We start from the raw sequence: 16,573 nt of genomic DNA, 5'->3' as shown, positions 1-16,573 counted from the left end.
GCTAGATCGGTCTACTCCCGTATTTGCTGTCCGGCTTTTTCGGCGGGTCGCTAACCACATTGGAATCAATCTCCTGGACGCGCCCGCCGCGCGCCATGAATTCGGCAATCTGCTGCTCAAGCCGCTCCCGCTCACGCGCTTTGGCCTCGACAGACAACCCATCCAGCGGATCCTCCGCAGCAGCCTTCTTGCGAGGCTTTACCACCGGCTCGTCGACCTCATCTTCGGATGTGTCATCCACATTGGGGTCGTTCAGTCCGTCCAATTCCTGGTCCTGATCTTGATCTTCGATGTCGTCGTCACTCATACCTTGGTCTCGCGCAGAAAAAAACAGGCTATTTATAGCGCAACCAGAGAATTTGGCCAGCACCAAATACAGATTTTTACCAGCTTGCCTCCCGGTGTTGAAGCCTGGCGTAGAGCCTCTGTGCTTTCACCGTGATTTGTGCACCGGGCGGGCGGCGTGAAGCGACCCCTCGGCTCACATTTCCCGTGAGCTGCTGATGCGGTCCGCCATCTGACGCAGCACCCCTTGCTCAGCTTTCATGACTTCCTCCATCAACTCCTGTGCTTCTGGAATCGCCGCCTTGTTGGCCATGGCCTCGTAGGTATTGATGATCTGGTTATGCACGTCGACGACCTCGCTGGCGATCTCCTCGAAGGTCATGGTGCCGAACGGCAGTTTGCGCCGATCATTCGGCGGCAGCGTTTCGGTAAGGTGTTCATACAACCAGGTATTCAGCGCCTTGGGATCAGCCTGACGCTTGAAGCCTTCTACTTCCGTGGCAAGCGTGCGTTCATGCTCAGCCACATACTTCATCAGCCATCTGGCGCATTCGTCCTGTTGCTCGTCGAGCGCGTCCTCCAGGCACGTGGCCATGTGATTGTGGAACTTGGTAGTCCATTCCAGTAGATACTGGAAAGTCTCCGCCTGCATAGTGTTCTCCTGTCCGATGGTTTAGGCCTGTTGACGTTTTATCACTGCCGCGACGAAACGTTAACAGACCCTAGGATGTGACCGCACTCCCACTGGCAAGTTTACCCGCGCAAACATCAGGCTGAGCCCTGCAGCGTCGCCAGCACGCGCCGGCTGCCGGCCTGTTCGCGGTGCTCACCCAGGTAGATCCCCTGCCAGGTACCGGTGGCGAGCCGCCCCTTGCTGACCGGGACGCTCAGCTGCACGCCGAGCAGGCTGGCTTTGACATGTGCGGTCATGTCATCCGGCCCTTCGTAGGTGTGTTTGAAATAGGCTGTGTCGTCCGGTACCAGCCGACGGAGAAAGGCTTCGAGATCGCCGCGTACCAGCGGATCGGCATTTTCGTTGATGCTGAGCGAGGCGGAGGTGTGCAGCAACCACAGGTGAAGCAGGCCCATGTTCACCTCCGCCAGTTCGGGCAATGCGGACAGGATCTCCTCATCCACCAGGTGAAAGCCGCGGGGACGGGGTTTGAGGGTGATATTTCGTTGCAACCACATCGCAATGTTCTCCTCTGGTATCCAGACGCAAACAGGGCGCCAAATGGCGCCCTGTCTGGGTGACGTTACCGTGTCAAAGCATGGGCAATCTCAAGATGCTCAGGCCTTGCTGTTGGTAAATTCCGGGTAGGCTTCCATGCCGCACTCGGACATATCGACGCCTTCATACTCCTCTTCCTCACTGATGCGCACACCAATGATTGCCTTGATGATATACCAGACCAGCAGACTGGCGAGGAACACCCAGAAGAAGATCCCGACCACGCCCGCCAACTGGCCGCCGAAGGTCGCCTCGGCGTTGGTCAGCGGCACCGCCATCACGCCCCAGATACCTGCAGTACCGTGGGCAGAGATGGCGCCGGCCGGATCGTCCTGCTTCAGCTTGTCCAGTCCCAGTACGCTGAACACCACCAGCACACCGCCGACCGCACCGATCATCATCGCCGAGAGCGCGCTGGGTGACAGCGGATCAGCGGTGATGGAGACCAGGCCTGCCAGTGCCCCGTTGAGGATCATGGTCAGGTCAGTCTTGCCGAACAGGATGCGGGACACAATCATCGCCGCGATCAGGCCGCCCGCCGCAGACAGGTTGGTGTTGACCAGTACCTGGGCCACGTTGTTGGCCGAATCGATGTCGGAGATTTTCAGTTCCGAGCCGCCGTTAAAGCCGAACCAGCCCATCCACAGGATGAAGATACCCAGTGTTGCCAGCGCCAGGTTACAACCCGGAATGGCGTTGATCTGACCGTTGGGTCCGTACTTGCCCCGGCGTGGGCCGAGCACCAGGACACCCGCCAGAGCCGCTGCAGCACCGGCCATGTGCACAATGCCGGAGCCGGCGTAATCCGAGTAGCCGATATCCGACAACCAGCCGCCGCCCCAGCTCCAGGCGCCCTGGATAGGATAGATAAAGCCGGTCATGATCACCGCGAACAACAGGAAGGACCAGAGCTTCATACGCTCGGCCACCGCACCCGACACAATCGACATACAGGCGCCAGCGAAGACGATCTGGAAGAAGAAGTCGGCGCGGGAAGAGTAATAGGGCGCATCGTCCCCACCCGCCAGCACCGCCTCGACGGTATTTTCGCTACCGATCAGAAAGCCCAGGCTTGGAAAGATCGGGCTGTCGGAGGAGTACATGATGTAGTAGCCAACCAGCAGATACATCACCGACGCGATAGCGAACAGTGCAATGTTCTTGGCCAGAATTTCGGTGGTGCTCTTGGCGCGGACCAGGCCGGCCTCGAGCATGGCGAAACCGGCGGCCATCCACATCACCAGAATGCCGCACAGCAGAAAATAGAACGTATCCAACGCATACGTCACTTGCGAGATATCCATAATAAGCCCCCCAAATAGGCTTGGTTACTGCGTCAATTAAACGATCCCTAGATTGCGTCCGTATCGGTTTCCCCGGTGCGGATGCGGATCGCCTGCTCCAGATTGACTACGAAGATCTTTCCGTCACCGATCTTCCCGGTGTTTGCTGCCTTGGTAATCGCCTCGATAACCCGGTCGAGCATGTCATCTCCGATTGCCACATCGATCTTCACCTTGGGCAGGAAATCCACTACGTATTCCGCGCCACGATAAAGCTCGGTATGCCCCTTCTGTCGGCCAAAACCCTTGACCTCGGTTACCGTGATGCCCTGAACCCCGATCTCGGATAAGGCTTCACGCACGTCATCCAGCTTGAATGGCTTGATAACAGCCGTTACTAATTTCATATCGATACTCCCGTGTATATGGACTGCCCTGGGGGACAGGGACAAGTCTATGCCGAGTTAGAGGCTTTGAGAAACGGGACGACGCATGGAGGCTGTCGCAGTTATCGATCCTTGCGGCGAAACTGGTCTGGCAACGGTCCCTATGCTCAATGCAACTGCTTCGTCTCCGTGCTCCCTTCGGTAAAGCCAAGCTCGCTTCCAGGAAGGAACCCAAATTGGTTCGCCTACCAGCTGCAGCTGCAGAATGCATTGCAGAAACCCTGCCACATTCAATATCTCTTTTATAATCATGGTGTTATGCGCTATTTGACATGCCTGTAAGCGAACCGGCTGCGCTCCGAACGCCCCACTCTGGTGCACGCAGCAATCCACAATGCGCCATGGATGAACACAGACGCAGCCCCACGAAGCACCGCTGGGGCCTGTGCTAAACTGCGTTTTTTTCGCTCACAGGTAGTACGATTTCTCAAAACGTAGCGTGATCGCGCGCAACGCTTTTCAGAAACCCGTAATCTGCCGGGGCCCCGCGAGAGTGATCTGCCATGTTGCATAAAGTCTTGATTGGAGCGGTCAGCAGCCAGGCCGCACGCTTGCTGATCAACGAGAAAGGGCTGCCGGGCCCGGATATAGAGCTGCATCTCAAGGCTCTGGTGCAAAGCGCACTGTCCAGGCTCGACGTGGTCAGCCGGGAAGAGTTCGAAACGCAGCGGGTAGTACTGGAACGTACCCGCGCACGGCTCGAAGCCCTGGAGAAACGCGTGGAAGCCATCGAGCAAGGCACGCACACACCGTCCACCTGATCCGCAGGTGGGCCTGATCAAGGAGTGATCATGTCCCTGGCGATTGTCCACAGCCGCGCCAAGCTGGGCGTGCAGGCCCCTGCCGTCACCGTCGAAGTGCACCTGGCCAATGGCATGCCCAGCCTGACACTGGTCGGACTGCCCGAAACCGCCGTGCGCGAGAGCAAGGACCGTGTGCGCAGCGCCCTGCAGAATGCCCGCCTGGAATTCCCCAGTCTGAAACGCATCACCATCAATCTGGCGCCCGCCGACCTGCCCAAGGAAGGCGGGCGTTTCGATCTGGCGATTGCCCTGGGCCTGTTATCCGCCAGCGGACAGATCCCCGCCGACGCACTGGACCAATGTGAATGCCTGGGCGAGCTGGCGCTGTCCGGCGAATTACGCCCGGTCCAGGGCGTGTTACCGGCAGCGCTCGCCTGTCGCGACCAGGGCCGCACCCTGCTGCTGCCACGCGCCAATGCCATGGAAGCGGCGCTCGTGCGAGGATTGAACATAGTCGCAGCCGACCATCTCCTGGAACTCTGCGAGCACCTGCGCGGCGAAAGGGCACTCGAACCGGTAATGGCCAACCCTGCGCCTGCGATGCCGCGCTACAACGCTGATCTTGACGAAGTGCAGGGTCAGGCACAGGCCAAACGCGCGCTGATCGTCGCGGCCAGTGGTGGTCACAATCTGCTTTTATTCGGTCCTCCCGGCACCGGCAAGACACTGCTGGCGAGCCGGTTACCCGGCATTCTGCCGCCGCTGGTCGAGAGCGAAGCGCTGGAAGTCGCGGCCATTCAGTCGGTGTGTGGCCAGGGCCCGTTACAAAGCTGGCCAATCCGGCCCTTTCGCGCGCCCCATCATGGTGCATCCGCCGCGGCGCTGGTCGGCGGCGGCAGTCAGCCGCGACCAGGCGAGATCAGTCAGGCGCACCGTGGCGTGCTGTTTCTCGATGAATTGCCGGAGTTTGATCGCAAGGTGCTGGAGATGCTGCGTGAGCCCATGGAGTCGGGCGAGATCCACATTGCGCGGGCGCGGGAACAACTCAGCTTTCCCGCACGTTTTCAGTTGATTGCCGCCATGAATCCCTGCCCCTGCGGTTATCAGGGCGATCCATCCGGGCGCTGTCGCTGCTCGGCCGAGCAAGTGGAACGCTATCGCAGCAAACTGTCCGGCCCGCTGCTGGACCGGATCGACCTGCACGTGGCGATGCACAACGAAGCCTTCAGCCTCGCCAGCAAGGAGCCGGGCAAACCCAACAGCGCCGAGGCGGCAGCCCAGGTCACCGCCGCGCGACAACGCCAGCAACAGCGTCAGGGCCGATTGAATGCACACCTGGATCTGGCGGGATTACGCGATCATTGCCCGCTGCAGGAGGCGGATGCGCGCTGGATGGAACGCGCGATCGAGCAGCTTGGCCTGTCGCACCGTGCCAGCCACCGGGCACTGAAAGTGGCGCGTACCCTCGCCGACCTGGAAAACAAACAGGACATCGGCCGCCCACATCTGGCCGAGGCGCTGCAATATCGGCAGCTGGATAGAAGGCCCAGCTAGGTCCGTTGCCGATTCAACGGCTGCAGAGGATTTCGTCCTCGCGACCCATTCGATAGGCATCGAGGAAATAACACAGCTCATCAAAGGGCAGCGCCGGGCTGATGAAATAACCCTGCACCTGATCACAGCCCATCGCCGTCAGCGCATCCAGCTGGCTGCGCTCTTCAACGCCTTCGGCCACAACTGCCAGACCCAGGCTGTGGCCCATATCGACCACTGCGTTGACCAGTTTACGGTCGCCCTCGATCTCGCTGATCTTGTTGACGAAACTGCGATCGATTTTGAGCAGGCTGATGGGCAGGCTGTGCAGATGCACGAAGGAGGAATAGCCGGTACCGAAATCATCCAGTGAAAAACGTACACCCAGCTCGGTAATGCCTAGCATGGCCTCCAGCACCTGCTCGGAGCGCTGCATGATGGCGGTTTCAGTCAATTCGAATTCGAGACGGTGCGGGTCGATTCCGGTTTTCTTCAACACCCGCCGGACATTGCCCAGCAGCTGACTGTCCTGGAACTGCCGAAAGGATACATTCACCGCAATATGGATGCTGTCGAAGCCGCGACGGCTCAGCTGGTTCAGGTCGTGACAGGCGCGGGCCATGACCCAGTAACCCATGGGAACGATCAGGCCGGTTTCTTCTGCCAGGGGAATGAATTCATTCGGCCCGAGCAGACCACGATCTGGATGACGCCAACGTATTAGCCCCTCCAGGCCGACAATCTGACCACTCCGCAGGTCTACCCGTGGCTGGTAATGCAGCTCGAACTGGTTGCGGCGCAACGCCAGTCGCAACGCGGCTTCGAACTCGATGAGGCTGCTCGCGTGCAGGTTGACCCGGTCATCATAAAAGTGAAAGTTACACCCGCGCTGCCCCTTCGCTTGCTGCATCGCCATGTGCGCGTGCAACAGCAGGTTGTCCACCGTGAGACCACATTCCGGGTAGCTGGCAATGCCGATGCTGCAGCCCAGCAACAGGCTTTCCCCATCGATATTGAAAGGCTCAGCAAGCTCGTTGGTGACTTTCTGGGCGATCAGCAGAATATTGCTCGGATGGCTGTAATCCTCGACCACTATGCCGAATTCATCGCTGCCCAGGCGGCCGACGGTGTCGGTACTGCGCAATATGCGACGCAGACGCTCAGCCACTTCGCAGATGATGCGATCGCCCGCTGCGTGGCCCAGGGTATCGTTGACGTGGCGGAAGTTATCGATATCGATGACCAGGACAGCAAGCGGTTGCTCGTTGCGCGCAGCCCGGTGCAGCGCCTGTCGAAGGCGATCGTTGAGCATCTGGCGATTGCAGCTGCCGGTCAGCGGATCGTAACTGGCTGCTCGATCAAGCGCGTTGCGCAGACCATGCCGCTCGATGGCATAACCCAGACAACGCATCAGTTCGCTGGCACCGGCCTGATCCCAGATACTGTCATCAACGCCTTGGGGCAATGGGATCGACTGGGGTGAGTCGCACAGCTCGATCAGCGGAACGCTGCAGCCCTCGGGTGGGCTGAGCAGATCACTGCGCGCTAGCACTGCCGATACAGACCCCGCAGCTATCAGCGCGTAGGCTCGATCCCAGTCATGACAGCGTAGCAACTCGAAGGCGCCGGTATTCACATCCGAAAGCCTGTGGCAAAGCTGCTCGAACGCTTTGTCGTCCTTGTCCAGCACCACTATTAGCTGGTTACTGCAATTGGCGAGCAAGCGATCCTCCCTGGATCCCGGATTTCTACAGGTAATTCAAAGGCTTCAAGCAGTGCTAAGCCAATCATGTCAACTCGGCATCATTAGAAACCGATGTCTGCAAGACTATCTGCCCCCCACAGCGCTGTCGAGCCCCGCATGGGCTGATAGAATGCTCACCCGATGCAGGACCAATGCAGGAGAAGATTACTGGTGGCAACCCTTAACCCGCGTCAAGACGAAGCAGTCCGTTATATCAGCGGGCCGATGCTGGTGCTCGCTGGTGCCGGGAGCGGCAAGACCAGTGTGATCACGCGCAAGATCGCCTACCTGGTCAAGGAGTGCGGCATACAGGCGAAGAACATCATTGCGGTGACCTTCACCAACAAGGCCGCACGCGAGATGAAGGAACGGGTCGGCCAACTGATACAAGGCAAGGAAGCCCGCGGGCTGACGGTATCGACCTTCCACAATCTGGGTCTGAATATCATCCGCAAGGAACACAAGCGGCTGGGCTACAAGCCGGGTTTTTCCATCTTCGACCAAAAAGACGCCGAGGCATTGATCACCGATCTGATGCACCGCGACTATGGCGCTGACGAGGGCATTGAAGGCATCCAGTCGTTGATATCTTCCTGGAAGAACGATCTGATCACGCCCGAAGAAGCCCTGGCCAAGGCCAAAAGCCCGCAGGAACAGACCGCCGCCAGCGTCTACACGCATTACAACCGCACCCTCAAAGCCTATAACGCGGTCGACTTCGATGACCTGATTCTGATTCCCGTGATGCTGTTCCGGGACCATCCCGACGTGCTGGAAAAATGGCAGTTTCGCATTCGCTACATGCTGGTCGACGAGTATCAGGACACCAACGCCACGCAGTATCTGTTGGTCAAGATGCTGGTCGGCCGGGAGGCCCGTTTCACCGTGGTCGGTGATGACGACCAGTCAATCTACGCCTGGCGCGGCGCACGCCCGGAAAACCTGGCTCAGCTCAAGGAAGATTTCCCGGGGCTCAAGGTGGTCATGCTCGAGCAGAATTACCGCTCGACCAGCCGCATTCTGCGCGCCGCCAATACGCTGATCGCCAATAATCCCCACGTGTTTCAGAAGCAACTATGGAGCGAACTGGGTTATGGCGATCCGATCCGCGTGATCCGTTGCCGTAACGAGGAAGCCGAGGCCGAGCGCGTCGCCACCGACATCCAGTCGCAGAACCTGAAGCACAGACGCGCCTGGAAGGAATTTGCCATTCTGTATCGGGGTAACCATCAGTCGCGGTTGATCGAGCTCAAGCTGCAGCACCATCAGATCCCTTATCACCTCTCCGGCGGCACCAGCTTCTTCGCGCGGCAGGAGGTCAAGGACCTGATGGCTTACTTCCGTCTGCTGGTGAATCTGGACGACGACAATGCTCTGCTTCGGGTCGTTAACGTACCGCGCCGCGAAATTGGCCCCGCGACCCTGGAAAAGCTGGGTAACTACGCCAACCAGCGCGAAATCAGTCTGTTCAAGGCCTGTGACGAGATCGGCCTCGCCGAACACCTCGACCCACGCTATCAGGAGCGCCTGCAGCGCTTCAGCCGCTGGTTGGATGGAGTGCGCGAGCAGTGCACCCAGGGCAATCCGATCGAAGCGCTACATCGCATGATTATCGATCTGGACTACGAGCAGTGGATCCGGCAGAACTGCTCCAGCGACGAGATCGCCGCCAAGCGCATGGGCAACGTGTGGTTTCTGCTCGATGCCCTGAAAAGCACCATCGAGCGCGACGAAAGCGGGGAGACCAGCTTCGAGGACGCCATCGCCAAGCTGGTGCTGCGCGACATGCTGGAACGCCACGAAGAAGAGGAAGACACCGATCGCGTGCAGTTGATGACACTGCATGCCTCCAAGGGCCTGGAGTATCCCCACGTCTATATCCTGGGCATGGAAGAAGAAATCCTCCCGCATCGCTCGAGCATCGAAGCCGACAGCGTCGAGGAAGAACGCCGGCTGGCCTACGTCGGCATCACCCGCGCCCGACAGAACCTGACCTTCAGCTTTGCTGCCCGTCGCCGCCAGTTCGGCGAAGTTATCGACTGTCTACCAAGCCGCTTCCTGGATGAACTACCCAGTGAGGATCTGGAGTGGGAAGGCACCGAAGATGTACCGGTGGAGCAGAAACAGGCTCGCGGCAATACCGCACTCTCGGATATTCGCAGCCTGCTCGGGCGCTGACGCGCGCGAACGTCGGCGCAAACAGTGAGCGCAGGCAGGAAGCAGACACAAAAAAGCCACCCCCAGGGGTGGCTTTTTTAAGCGGTGCAACTCAGTTGAGTGACAGAACCCACTCGGCCAGAGTCGTAGCCTCTTCTTCAGTCACGGCGTTTGGCGGCATGGGAATCGCGCCCCACTTACCACTGGAACCGTTAGTGATGCTGGCAACCAAGACGGCAACGGCATCATCCTGACCGGCGTACTTGGCGGCCACTTCTTTCAGAGCAGGCCCTACCAGCTGATTGTCCACGCTATGACACGCGCCGCACGGCTTGGACTTGAACAACGCCTCGCCCTCGCCACCACCGGCGGCAGCAGTATCGGCAGAAGCAGTTGCGGTATCATCGGTCGCAGCAGGTGCAGCTGCAGGCGCCGCGGCGGCCTGTGCACACTCATCACCCTCTACGCAGACCTCACCGTAGGGCTTGATACGGTCAGCAATGGATTCATCATCCATTGCAGCAAAAGCATTACCGGCGGTCAGAGCAAGCATCGCCGCGGAAGCCGCCAGGAGTTTTTTCAGAGTCGTCACTTTATACATCCTCATCATGACCAAAGGTATCAGCCCAAGTACCATGCCCGGACAATGTGCGCGAGTATACCGGTAAACCCCCGACCGTTAAAATAGTCGCCGCACAATAGAGACAATGCGTCGCGGTAAAGCAAAAGAGCTTGCTGCCGGGCATGGACGCCGACCGCATCAATGCGTATTATTGCCCCCCTGCAACGCACCCGTAGCTCAGCTGGATAGAGTACTGCCCTCCGAAGGCAATACTCAGTCTCTTGTGCCACGATGCGGCTAAAGGTCAAAATGGCCACGCTTTACCAATATGCACCCGTAGCTCAGCTGGATAGAGTACCGCCCTCCGAAGGCGNCGTAGCTCAGCTGGATAGAGTACTGCCCTCCGAAGGCAATACTCAGTCTCTTGTGCCACGATGCGGCTAAAGGTCAAAATGGCCACGCTTTACCAATATGCACCCGTAGCTCAGCTGGATAGAGTACCGCCCTCCGAAGGCGGGGGTCACTGGTTCGAATCCAGTCGGGTGCGCCATTTTTGTTCTAATTCAATAAGTTGCGATACACTCGCTCAACAGCTCTCGTTGACTCCCCTTCGGTATTGCACATTCTCCGTTTGTACTGGTTCTAAGTCGCTGCGCTTGGATGACAACTGCCCACAACCTGCATATCTTCTCGAATTTCTCTCTGTGTCCAAAATGTGCCCATTCTGCGCCCACTCCTTTAAATGCGCAGCGGCCGTTGCCGACATTTTGAGTATTGCCCGCTGTGCCTGAAAATCCTTAAAGACAAGCGCAGAGAGAAGAAACAGCCGACTCGTGCGATCTGTTTCGTTCTGGATCTGTAGTTCTAGTGGCGAAGGGTTAAAGCCCTCACCGAAGGAAACATGCAGTTTATCTCGGCTTATGCAGGCGCAGGCGTATCTGGCCCGGTAGACAGTGCGAAGAATGATGGTCAAATCTAGTGGAATCTAGTGAAATTCGCTATACAGCAGTATAGATCCCTAGAGAATGCCATCCTGGGCATGAGATCGAGATGAGTTGCCAACCTGGCCGCAGCACACCTCACGGACGTCGCGAGTGTGGCCTTATCCAAGTATTGATAACGCCATCGTAACCATCGAGTAGGGTCTCGAACTGCTCGCTTTTGTAATACACGGCCACATCCGCATCCAGGCTCATGACCCATGCACAGATGTTCGGACCGGCGGCGGTCGCTACCTCTGCGCCGAGATGCTTCGCTAGCTGGATGGCACCACAGGACCCGGCATGGAGCGTTCGAGCGAAGGCCGGGCGCACGCCAGTCTGGACGACGGGATGCCTATTTCAGCTCGTTTAGGTAAGATCCGAGCATCTGATCGTTGTCGTTTTCCTCGTGAAAAGAACTCGGAGACATGCTTCAATATGAGCGCGCGAAGCTAACCGTCCTGGTTAGGCAGATGTCCACGCTCAACAGGAAATAGCGCTCCCAGGCGTTGCTTGCCAAGCCCTCAATGAGAGCTGTCTTGGGCTCGTAAGCGCCAGACTCGACTTTCAAAAATCCTTTCCCAGCAGCTGACTGACTGAAATACCGGAAACGCTCAATAGAATTTTCAGCGGCTCATATACTTTTTCGGTAACACCAAACCGGTTAGAGATATAGTCGGGAAGCTGGCCCGAACGACGCCGGGCAACCTCCATCATCTACCGGAATGCTAGGCGCGTAGCGAGCGTCAGCCTCGACTTCTCTTCGCCGCTCAGCTTTATCGTGAACCCGCATCAGAACCGACCTTTGCACACTCGATGCTAACCACGCTTGGACCGCATTCATGCGCCCAAGCCCTTTTGCCGATCGCATTTCGGAAAACACAGCGTCACCTGACTGCAACTGATCGAGCAATTCGAACTGATGTGGGGCGGGATGTTGTGCGGCCAATCAGGTCCAGTCCGAACGCTTCTTGCTCATTCGCCTTCGACCGCCTCGAACCATCACTAATAGCGCTGTGCGTCTGTGATTGGGCACTTCATCGTACTTACTTGAGCTGAGACCGACGACCTCCGGATTCGTCGATCTTGACGCCCAGCCTTCCACGGGCTCTCTTGAGTTTATGCAAGCCCGTCGGGCGTTTGTTACAAACGAGACAGCGCCGCTTGCTTACCCCTGATGCTTGCTTCGAGCCACACCTTAACTAAATGGTTTTTGGGACATTCAAAACGCAATGCCGGATACCTAAGACGATGTAATCTCGCAAGCCTTCGCCTCCTGCTTCACGGCCTGCGGCACTTATAAATTGACACTTTTTGCGTTTGTGTCTAATTTCGTCGAACCACACACCTAAAAGCTGCCAACTTCGGAGGATAATCAATGCGTACATGGCTAATCACGGGCGCAAATAGAGGCATTGGCTGGCACATAGCCAATGCCGCCATCTCGGCCGGTGACAATGTAGTAGTAACCGGAAGGACACTTGCGAAGATCAGCGAAGCGTTTCGCGGCTACGACGTAAATAAAGTCCTAACGCTTGCACTTGATGTCACAGCAATAGATCAGATCCAGAAGACAGTGGAATCTACTGTCGCCACTTTCGGTAAAATCGATATTTTGGTAAACAACGCAGGCTATGGCCAGTTGGGCCCGTTTGAAGACAATAGCATTGCCGATGTTGAGCATCAGTTCGCCACCAACGTGTTTGGCTTGTTCAACATGTGCAGAATGGTGTTACCTGTGATGCGTAAAGAACGCTCTGGGCATATTTTCAATATTGCATCAATCGCTGGCCTTGTCGGAATGCCGGGTGCTAGCGTGTATAGTGCCTCCAAATTTGCCGTCGCTGGTTTTTCAGAATCCTTGGCACAGGAAGTTGCGGGCTTTGGCATTAAGGTTACTTCGGTCGCACCCGGGGCCTTCCGCACGGACTTTCTGGACGACAGTTCAGCTCACTTTGGCAGCGAACCCCTTCCCGAATATAAGGCATTCTCTGATAAAGTTCGCTCATCATCTGCTAACAACAACCATAAACAACCCGGAGCACCAGAGAAGCTTGGCCAGGCTTTAATCGAGTTAGCGTTGAATCCGGATGCTCCGCTCCACTTTATAGTGGGTTCCGATGCCGTCGGGCTGGCTGAAACCCGATTAGCCTCGAGAAAACAGGAAATGCAGCGCTGGCAAAACTTAGCTGTTTCTACTGACGCCTGACATCTCAGCATGGATGGGCCGGTTAGCCCCGGCCAATCAGTTGCAGGAACTCCTGACGAGTGTTACCTGATTCACGGAAAGCACCCAGCATAACCGAGCTGAACATAGTAGAATTTTGTTTTTCAACTCCGCGCATCATCATGCACATATGCTTCGCTTCGATCACTACGGCCACCCCTTCAGCCTGAGTCACCTGCTGCAATGCCTCCGCGATCTGACGAGTCAGGTTTTCCTGTATCTGCAGGCGTCGAGCAAACATGTCTACAATGCGCGCCACCTTAGAAAGACCAATAACCTTACCGGTTGGAATATAGGCAACATGGGCCTTGCCGACAAACGGCAACATATGATGCTCGCAAAGAGAGTAGAGCTCGATATCCTTGACGATCACCATCTCGTCGCCCTTGGCATCGAACAGCGCGTTGTTGACGATTTCTTCAAGCGATTGCTCATAGCCCTTGCACAGAAACTGTATGGCTTTGGCTGCTCTTAGCGGGGTCCCCGCCAACCCGTCGCGCTGGGGATCCTCCCCGAGGCCGCGCAAGATTGCCTCATACTGAAGGGCAATATTCTCTGTACTCATTGTGTTTCCTCAAGCAAATTTGAGCATGCCGCCGCCGTTCAGATCCTGGCAAGTACCGGTTATATAGGGATTGCCCATCACATAGCGCACAGCTTGATAAACCACGTCGGGGCCTGGCTCGACGCCAAGAGCCGAACGGGACAGGATATGTTTCTTGAACTCTTCGCTATCACCGTCGTTAAACATGATCAGCGCAGGTGCGATACTGTTGACCTTAATCTTCGGCGCGAAACGAGCTGCAAAGGACCGTGTCATGTTTTCCAGGCCGGCTTTGGTGGCGAGGTAGGCGACATGATCAGCGCTGCCGCCGAGCGCATCATGATCGGTAATATGGATGATGTCAGCCGGGCCCGAATCGAACCAGTCCGCAGCCGCCATATTGATCAAGTAGGGAGCCTGCATATGGACCATGCACATCTGCTGAAACTGCTCGGGCGTCAGCCCCCCGTCTTCCAGCCACAACGAGGCGTTGTGGATGATGGCCCTTAAACGCAGCCGCTTCGCCGCGACTGTCGCTATGAACTCTGCAATGCCCGCGACGGTAGAAAAATCAGCCAAGATCACGTCAATGCCCTGCAACGGAGTGGTTTGCCACTCCGTTCTCAGCCGGCGACAGCTGATTATCACCTGAAAGCCATCCTCAACCAGGCGGCGAGCGCAATGCAAACCTACGCGCTGACCGCCGCCAGTGATCAGAACGGCTGGCCGGGACTCCATGGGCGCTTCTACAGGCATATCAGCGCAACCGCTACTGTTCTTCGTCCAGGTAGTACCCCACGGCAACGATATAGCTGTCCGTCGCCTCAAACAGGGTCACTTTCGGTTCGTTCTTGCGGGTTACCGGATTGGGCCACAGATAGGGAATACGACCACTCCCGCTCTGCGCAGCGGCCTCCAAGATTTGGCCGCCAATTGGATGTCGGTCGGCGGAGTGCAACTTGCGAAAATCACTGCCGACCAGGCGCAGATTATAACCATGGGCAATGAAGCGCTGGGTTTCGCGATCAACAACAAAGGCGTAGAGATCATCCCGAAGGTACTCAGCGTCCAGCTTGTTGATTCGTTCGAAGGTCTGCTGCGGACTGTCCTTTACTGCCTCCACGACATGATTAAGCAGCGCTTTCGCCTCTCCTTCACTTGAACGGGGCATGTAATAGCCAACCGAAAAGACCTTGCCATCAACGCGTTGGAAAAAGACCCGCTTGCGCTCTTCGCGGCCGTCCTGCCAGTTCTGCCAACGATAGTCGGCATGATGTATTGTGTCGCTTGGCGGCAGGGCCAGCGCTTCCTTGAAGCCCTTGTTCAAGTCGTCGTTCAGCGCCTGGCTGACGTCTCGCCCAATCAGATTGGCCGAGGGCCCACCACTGGCGAGCATGATGCCTTCGGTATCGATGACATAGACATAGAGCTCGTCATCAACGAACTGTCCTTGCCGACTGAACGCAGCGATGGCCTTTTCGCCATTCTCCTGATAGTGGTCGACGGCTTTGCGCAAAAGCGACTTTGCGCGATCCGCCTCTTCGGCGTAGCGATCTTCCGGGATGCCCTGACCAAACACATTGGCAACCAGGAAGATCGTGGCAACCAGAGCGACATTTCGACAGATCAGTAACATGGCCTATCTCCTACTTGTTGTTTTGGACGGCAATATTTGAAGACCCAGGCCTCGTCAAAGATTCCTGCTGATAATCTCCTTCATGATTTCCGAGGTTCCACCGTAGATCCGCGCAACGCGAGCATCAACCCAGGCACGCCCTATCTTGTACTCGCTCATAAAACCGTAGCCACCGTGAAGCTGCAGCAACTCGTCGAGCATCTTTCCCTGCATTTCCGAACCGAGCAATTTTGCCATCGCCGCCACATCGGCGGTCAGCTCGCCAGCCATAACCTTTTCCAGACAATCATCCACGAACACCCGCAACATGGTCGCCTGGGCTTTCACTTCAGCCAGCTTGAACCGAGTGTTCTGGAAATCAAAAACGGTGTTGCCAAAGACCTTGCGCTCACGCGTATAGGTAATTGTTTCTTCGAGCAGGGTTTCAATCGACTGTGCCGCGCGCAGCGCGATGATCAATCTTTCCCAGGCAAGCTGATGGGTGAGGTACTTGAATCCCCGATTTTCTTCGCCCAGCCGGTTGCTCACCGGTACACGCACGTCGTCGAAAAACAGCTCGGCAGTGTCCTGGCCTTTCAGACCGATCTTGTCGAGCAACCGGCCCTTGGAGAATCCGGCCCGGTCAGTTTCCACACACACCAGCGTAAGATCCTTGCCAGCAGGGTCCAGCTTGGTAGCCGTCACCACCAGATCCGCGTTGCCGCCGTTGGTGATAAAGGTTTTCTGACCAGACACTACGTATTCATCGCCATCCTGGCGCAGTACGGTGCGCATGGAACGCAGGTCGCTGCCGATTCCCGGCTCGCTCATCGCAATCACGCCAATCATCTCGCCGCTGACCATTTTGGGCAGCCATTTGTGTTTTTGCTCTTCGGAACCGTAGGCAACCAGATAGGGTGCGACGATTTCCGAATGGGTGGTGAAACCCACGGCGGTGGCGTTGGCGCGTGCGAGTTCCTCGATCATCACCGCCGAGTGTCCAAAATCCCCACCCGCACCGCCGTATTTCTCAGGCACGGTTGAACACAGCAAGCCCATTTCGCCGGCTTTCAGCCACACTTCCTTGGGAACGATGCCGACCTTTTCCCATTCATGCAGATTTGGAACGATTTCCCTCTCGACAAAGCGACGGGCCTGGTCCCTGAACATGTTGTGGTCTTCACGAAAAACGCTACGCATCGTGATGGTCTCCTTTGAGCAGG

15 protein-coding genes and 1 tRNA gene are annotated in these 16,573 nt (G+C 57.1%); 5 read left to right on the top strand and 11 right to left on the bottom strand.

What is annotated here, in order from left to right:
* Position 1: 1 nt before the first annotated feature.
* From FHK95_RS09835 to glnK, 5 genes are all read right to left on the bottom strand, one after another.
* Positions 2-307 carry a hypothetical protein gene (locus FHK95_RS09835; protein ID WP_150304433.1) on the bottom strand — a complete coding sequence of 102 codons (306 nt, stop codon included), beginning with the start codon at positions 305-307 and terminating at the stop codon, positions 2-4.
* 174 nt (positions 308-481) lie between these two features.
* A complete protein-coding gene (locus FHK95_RS09830; RefSeq protein WP_150304432.1) occupies positions 482-937 on the bottom strand; it encodes a hypothetical protein in 456 nt (151 codons plus the stop codon).
* Positions 938-1,053: 116 nt separating this feature from the next.
* The gene (locus FHK95_RS09825) at positions 1,054-1,476 is read right to left on the bottom strand and encodes a secondary thiamine-phosphate synthase enzyme YjbQ (RefSeq protein WP_150304431.1); all 423 of its coding nucleotides are present in this window, start codon (positions 1,474-1,476) and stop codon (positions 1,054-1,056) included.
* Between the two features lie 99 nt (positions 1,477-1,575).
* Positions 1,576-2,820 carry an ammonium transporter gene (locus tag FHK95_RS09820; RefSeq protein ID WP_178114756.1) on the bottom strand — a complete coding sequence of 415 codons (1,245 nt, stop codon included), beginning with the start codon at positions 2,818-2,820 and terminating at the stop codon, positions 1,576-1,578.
* A gap of 47 nt (positions 2,821-2,867) precedes the next feature.
* Entirely contained in the window at positions 2,868-3,206 is a 339-nt protein-coding gene (gene glnK / locus FHK95_RS09815; protein ID WP_093396590.1) for a P-II family nitrogen regulator, read from the bottom strand.
* Between the two features lie 542 nt (positions 3,207-3,748).
* Here glnK and FHK95_RS09810 point away from each other — a divergent pair.
* Both FHK95_RS09810 and FHK95_RS09805 read left to right on the top strand, forming a co-directional pair.
* On the top strand, positions 3,749-4,006 hold the full coding sequence (locus FHK95_RS09810) for an accessory factor UbiK family protein (protein WP_150304429.1): 258 nt from the start codon (positions 3,749-3,751) through the stop codon (positions 4,004-4,006).
* Between the two features lie 30 nt (positions 4,007-4,036).
* Positions 4,037-5,542, top strand: coding sequence for a YifB family Mg chelatase-like AAA ATPase (locus FHK95_RS09805; RefSeq protein WP_150304428.1), 1,506 nt, complete (start codon positions 4,037-4,039; stop codon positions 5,540-5,542).
* 13 nt (positions 5,543-5,555) lie between these two features.
* On the opposite strand, the gene FHK95_RS09800 is transcribed toward FHK95_RS09805, so the two are convergent.
* Positions 5,556-7,244, bottom strand: a complete 1,689-nt coding sequence (locus FHK95_RS09800) for a putative bifunctional diguanylate cyclase/phosphodiesterase (protein ID WP_150304427.1) — start codon at positions 7,242-7,244, stop codon at positions 5,556-5,558.
* Positions 7,245-7,436: 192 nt separating this feature from the next.
* Between FHK95_RS09800 and rep the strand changes: the two genes are divergently transcribed.
* Complete coding sequence (gene rep / locus FHK95_RS09795; RefSeq protein ID WP_150304426.1) at positions 7,437-9,443, top strand: DNA helicase Rep; 2,007 nt, start codon at positions 7,437-7,439, stop codon at positions 9,441-9,443.
* A 91-nt stretch (positions 9,444-9,534) separates the two neighbouring features.
* Here rep and FHK95_RS20245 read toward each other — a convergent pair whose 3' ends face one another.
* Entirely contained in the window at positions 9,535-9,912 is a 378-nt protein-coding gene (locus FHK95_RS20245) for a c-type cytochrome (RefSeq protein ID WP_408003611.1), read from the bottom strand.
* 545 nt (positions 9,913-10,457) lie between these two features.
* Here FHK95_RS20245 and FHK95_RS09785 point away from each other — a divergent pair.
* Positions 10,458-10,534: transfer RNA gene (locus FHK95_RS09785), tRNA-Arg, on the top strand.
* Positions 10,535-12,342: 1,808 nt separating this feature from the next.
* Positions 12,343-13,173 carry an oxidoreductase gene (locus FHK95_RS09780; RefSeq protein WP_150304425.1) on the top strand — a complete coding sequence of 277 codons (831 nt, stop codon included), beginning with the start codon at positions 12,343-12,345 and terminating at the stop codon, positions 13,171-13,173.
* Between the two features lie 22 nt (positions 13,174-13,195).
* On the opposite strand, the gene folE is transcribed toward FHK95_RS09780, so the two are convergent.
* Genes folE through FHK95_RS09760 form a run of 4 tightly spaced genes read right to left on the bottom strand, consistent with a single transcriptional unit; the run spans position 13,196 to position 16,550 of the window.
* Positions 13,196-13,756 (bottom strand): GTP cyclohydrolase I FolE, encoded by a 561-nt coding sequence (gene folE / locus FHK95_RS09775; RefSeq protein WP_150304424.1) that lies wholly within the window; start codon positions 13,754-13,756, stop codon positions 13,196-13,198.
* 9 nt (positions 13,757-13,765) lie between these two features.
* Positions 13,766-14,491, bottom strand: coding sequence for a dihydromonapterin reductase (folM, locus tag FHK95_RS09770; RefSeq protein WP_408003608.1), 726 nt, complete (start codon positions 14,489-14,491; stop codon positions 13,766-13,768).
* A 13-nt stretch (positions 14,492-14,504) separates the two neighbouring features.
* Positions 14,505-15,371, bottom strand: a complete 867-nt coding sequence (locus tag FHK95_RS09765; RefSeq protein WP_150304423.1) for a cache domain-containing protein — start codon at positions 15,369-15,371, stop codon at positions 14,505-14,507.
* 54 nt (positions 15,372-15,425) lie between these two features.
* The gene (locus FHK95_RS09760) at positions 15,426-16,550 is read right to left on the bottom strand and encodes an acyl-CoA dehydrogenase family protein (RefSeq protein WP_150304422.1); all 1,125 of its coding nucleotides are present in this window, start codon (positions 16,548-16,550) and stop codon (positions 15,426-15,428) included.
* Positions 16,551-16,573 lie beyond the last annotated feature (23 nt).

It is taken from the genome of Pseudomonas saliphila, from assembly GCF_008638345.1.
Lineage (GTDB): Bacteria > Pseudomonadota > Gammaproteobacteria > Pseudomonadales > Pseudomonadaceae > Halopseudomonas > Halopseudomonas saliphila.
This window is presented reverse-complemented; position numbering and strand designations above follow the sequence as displayed.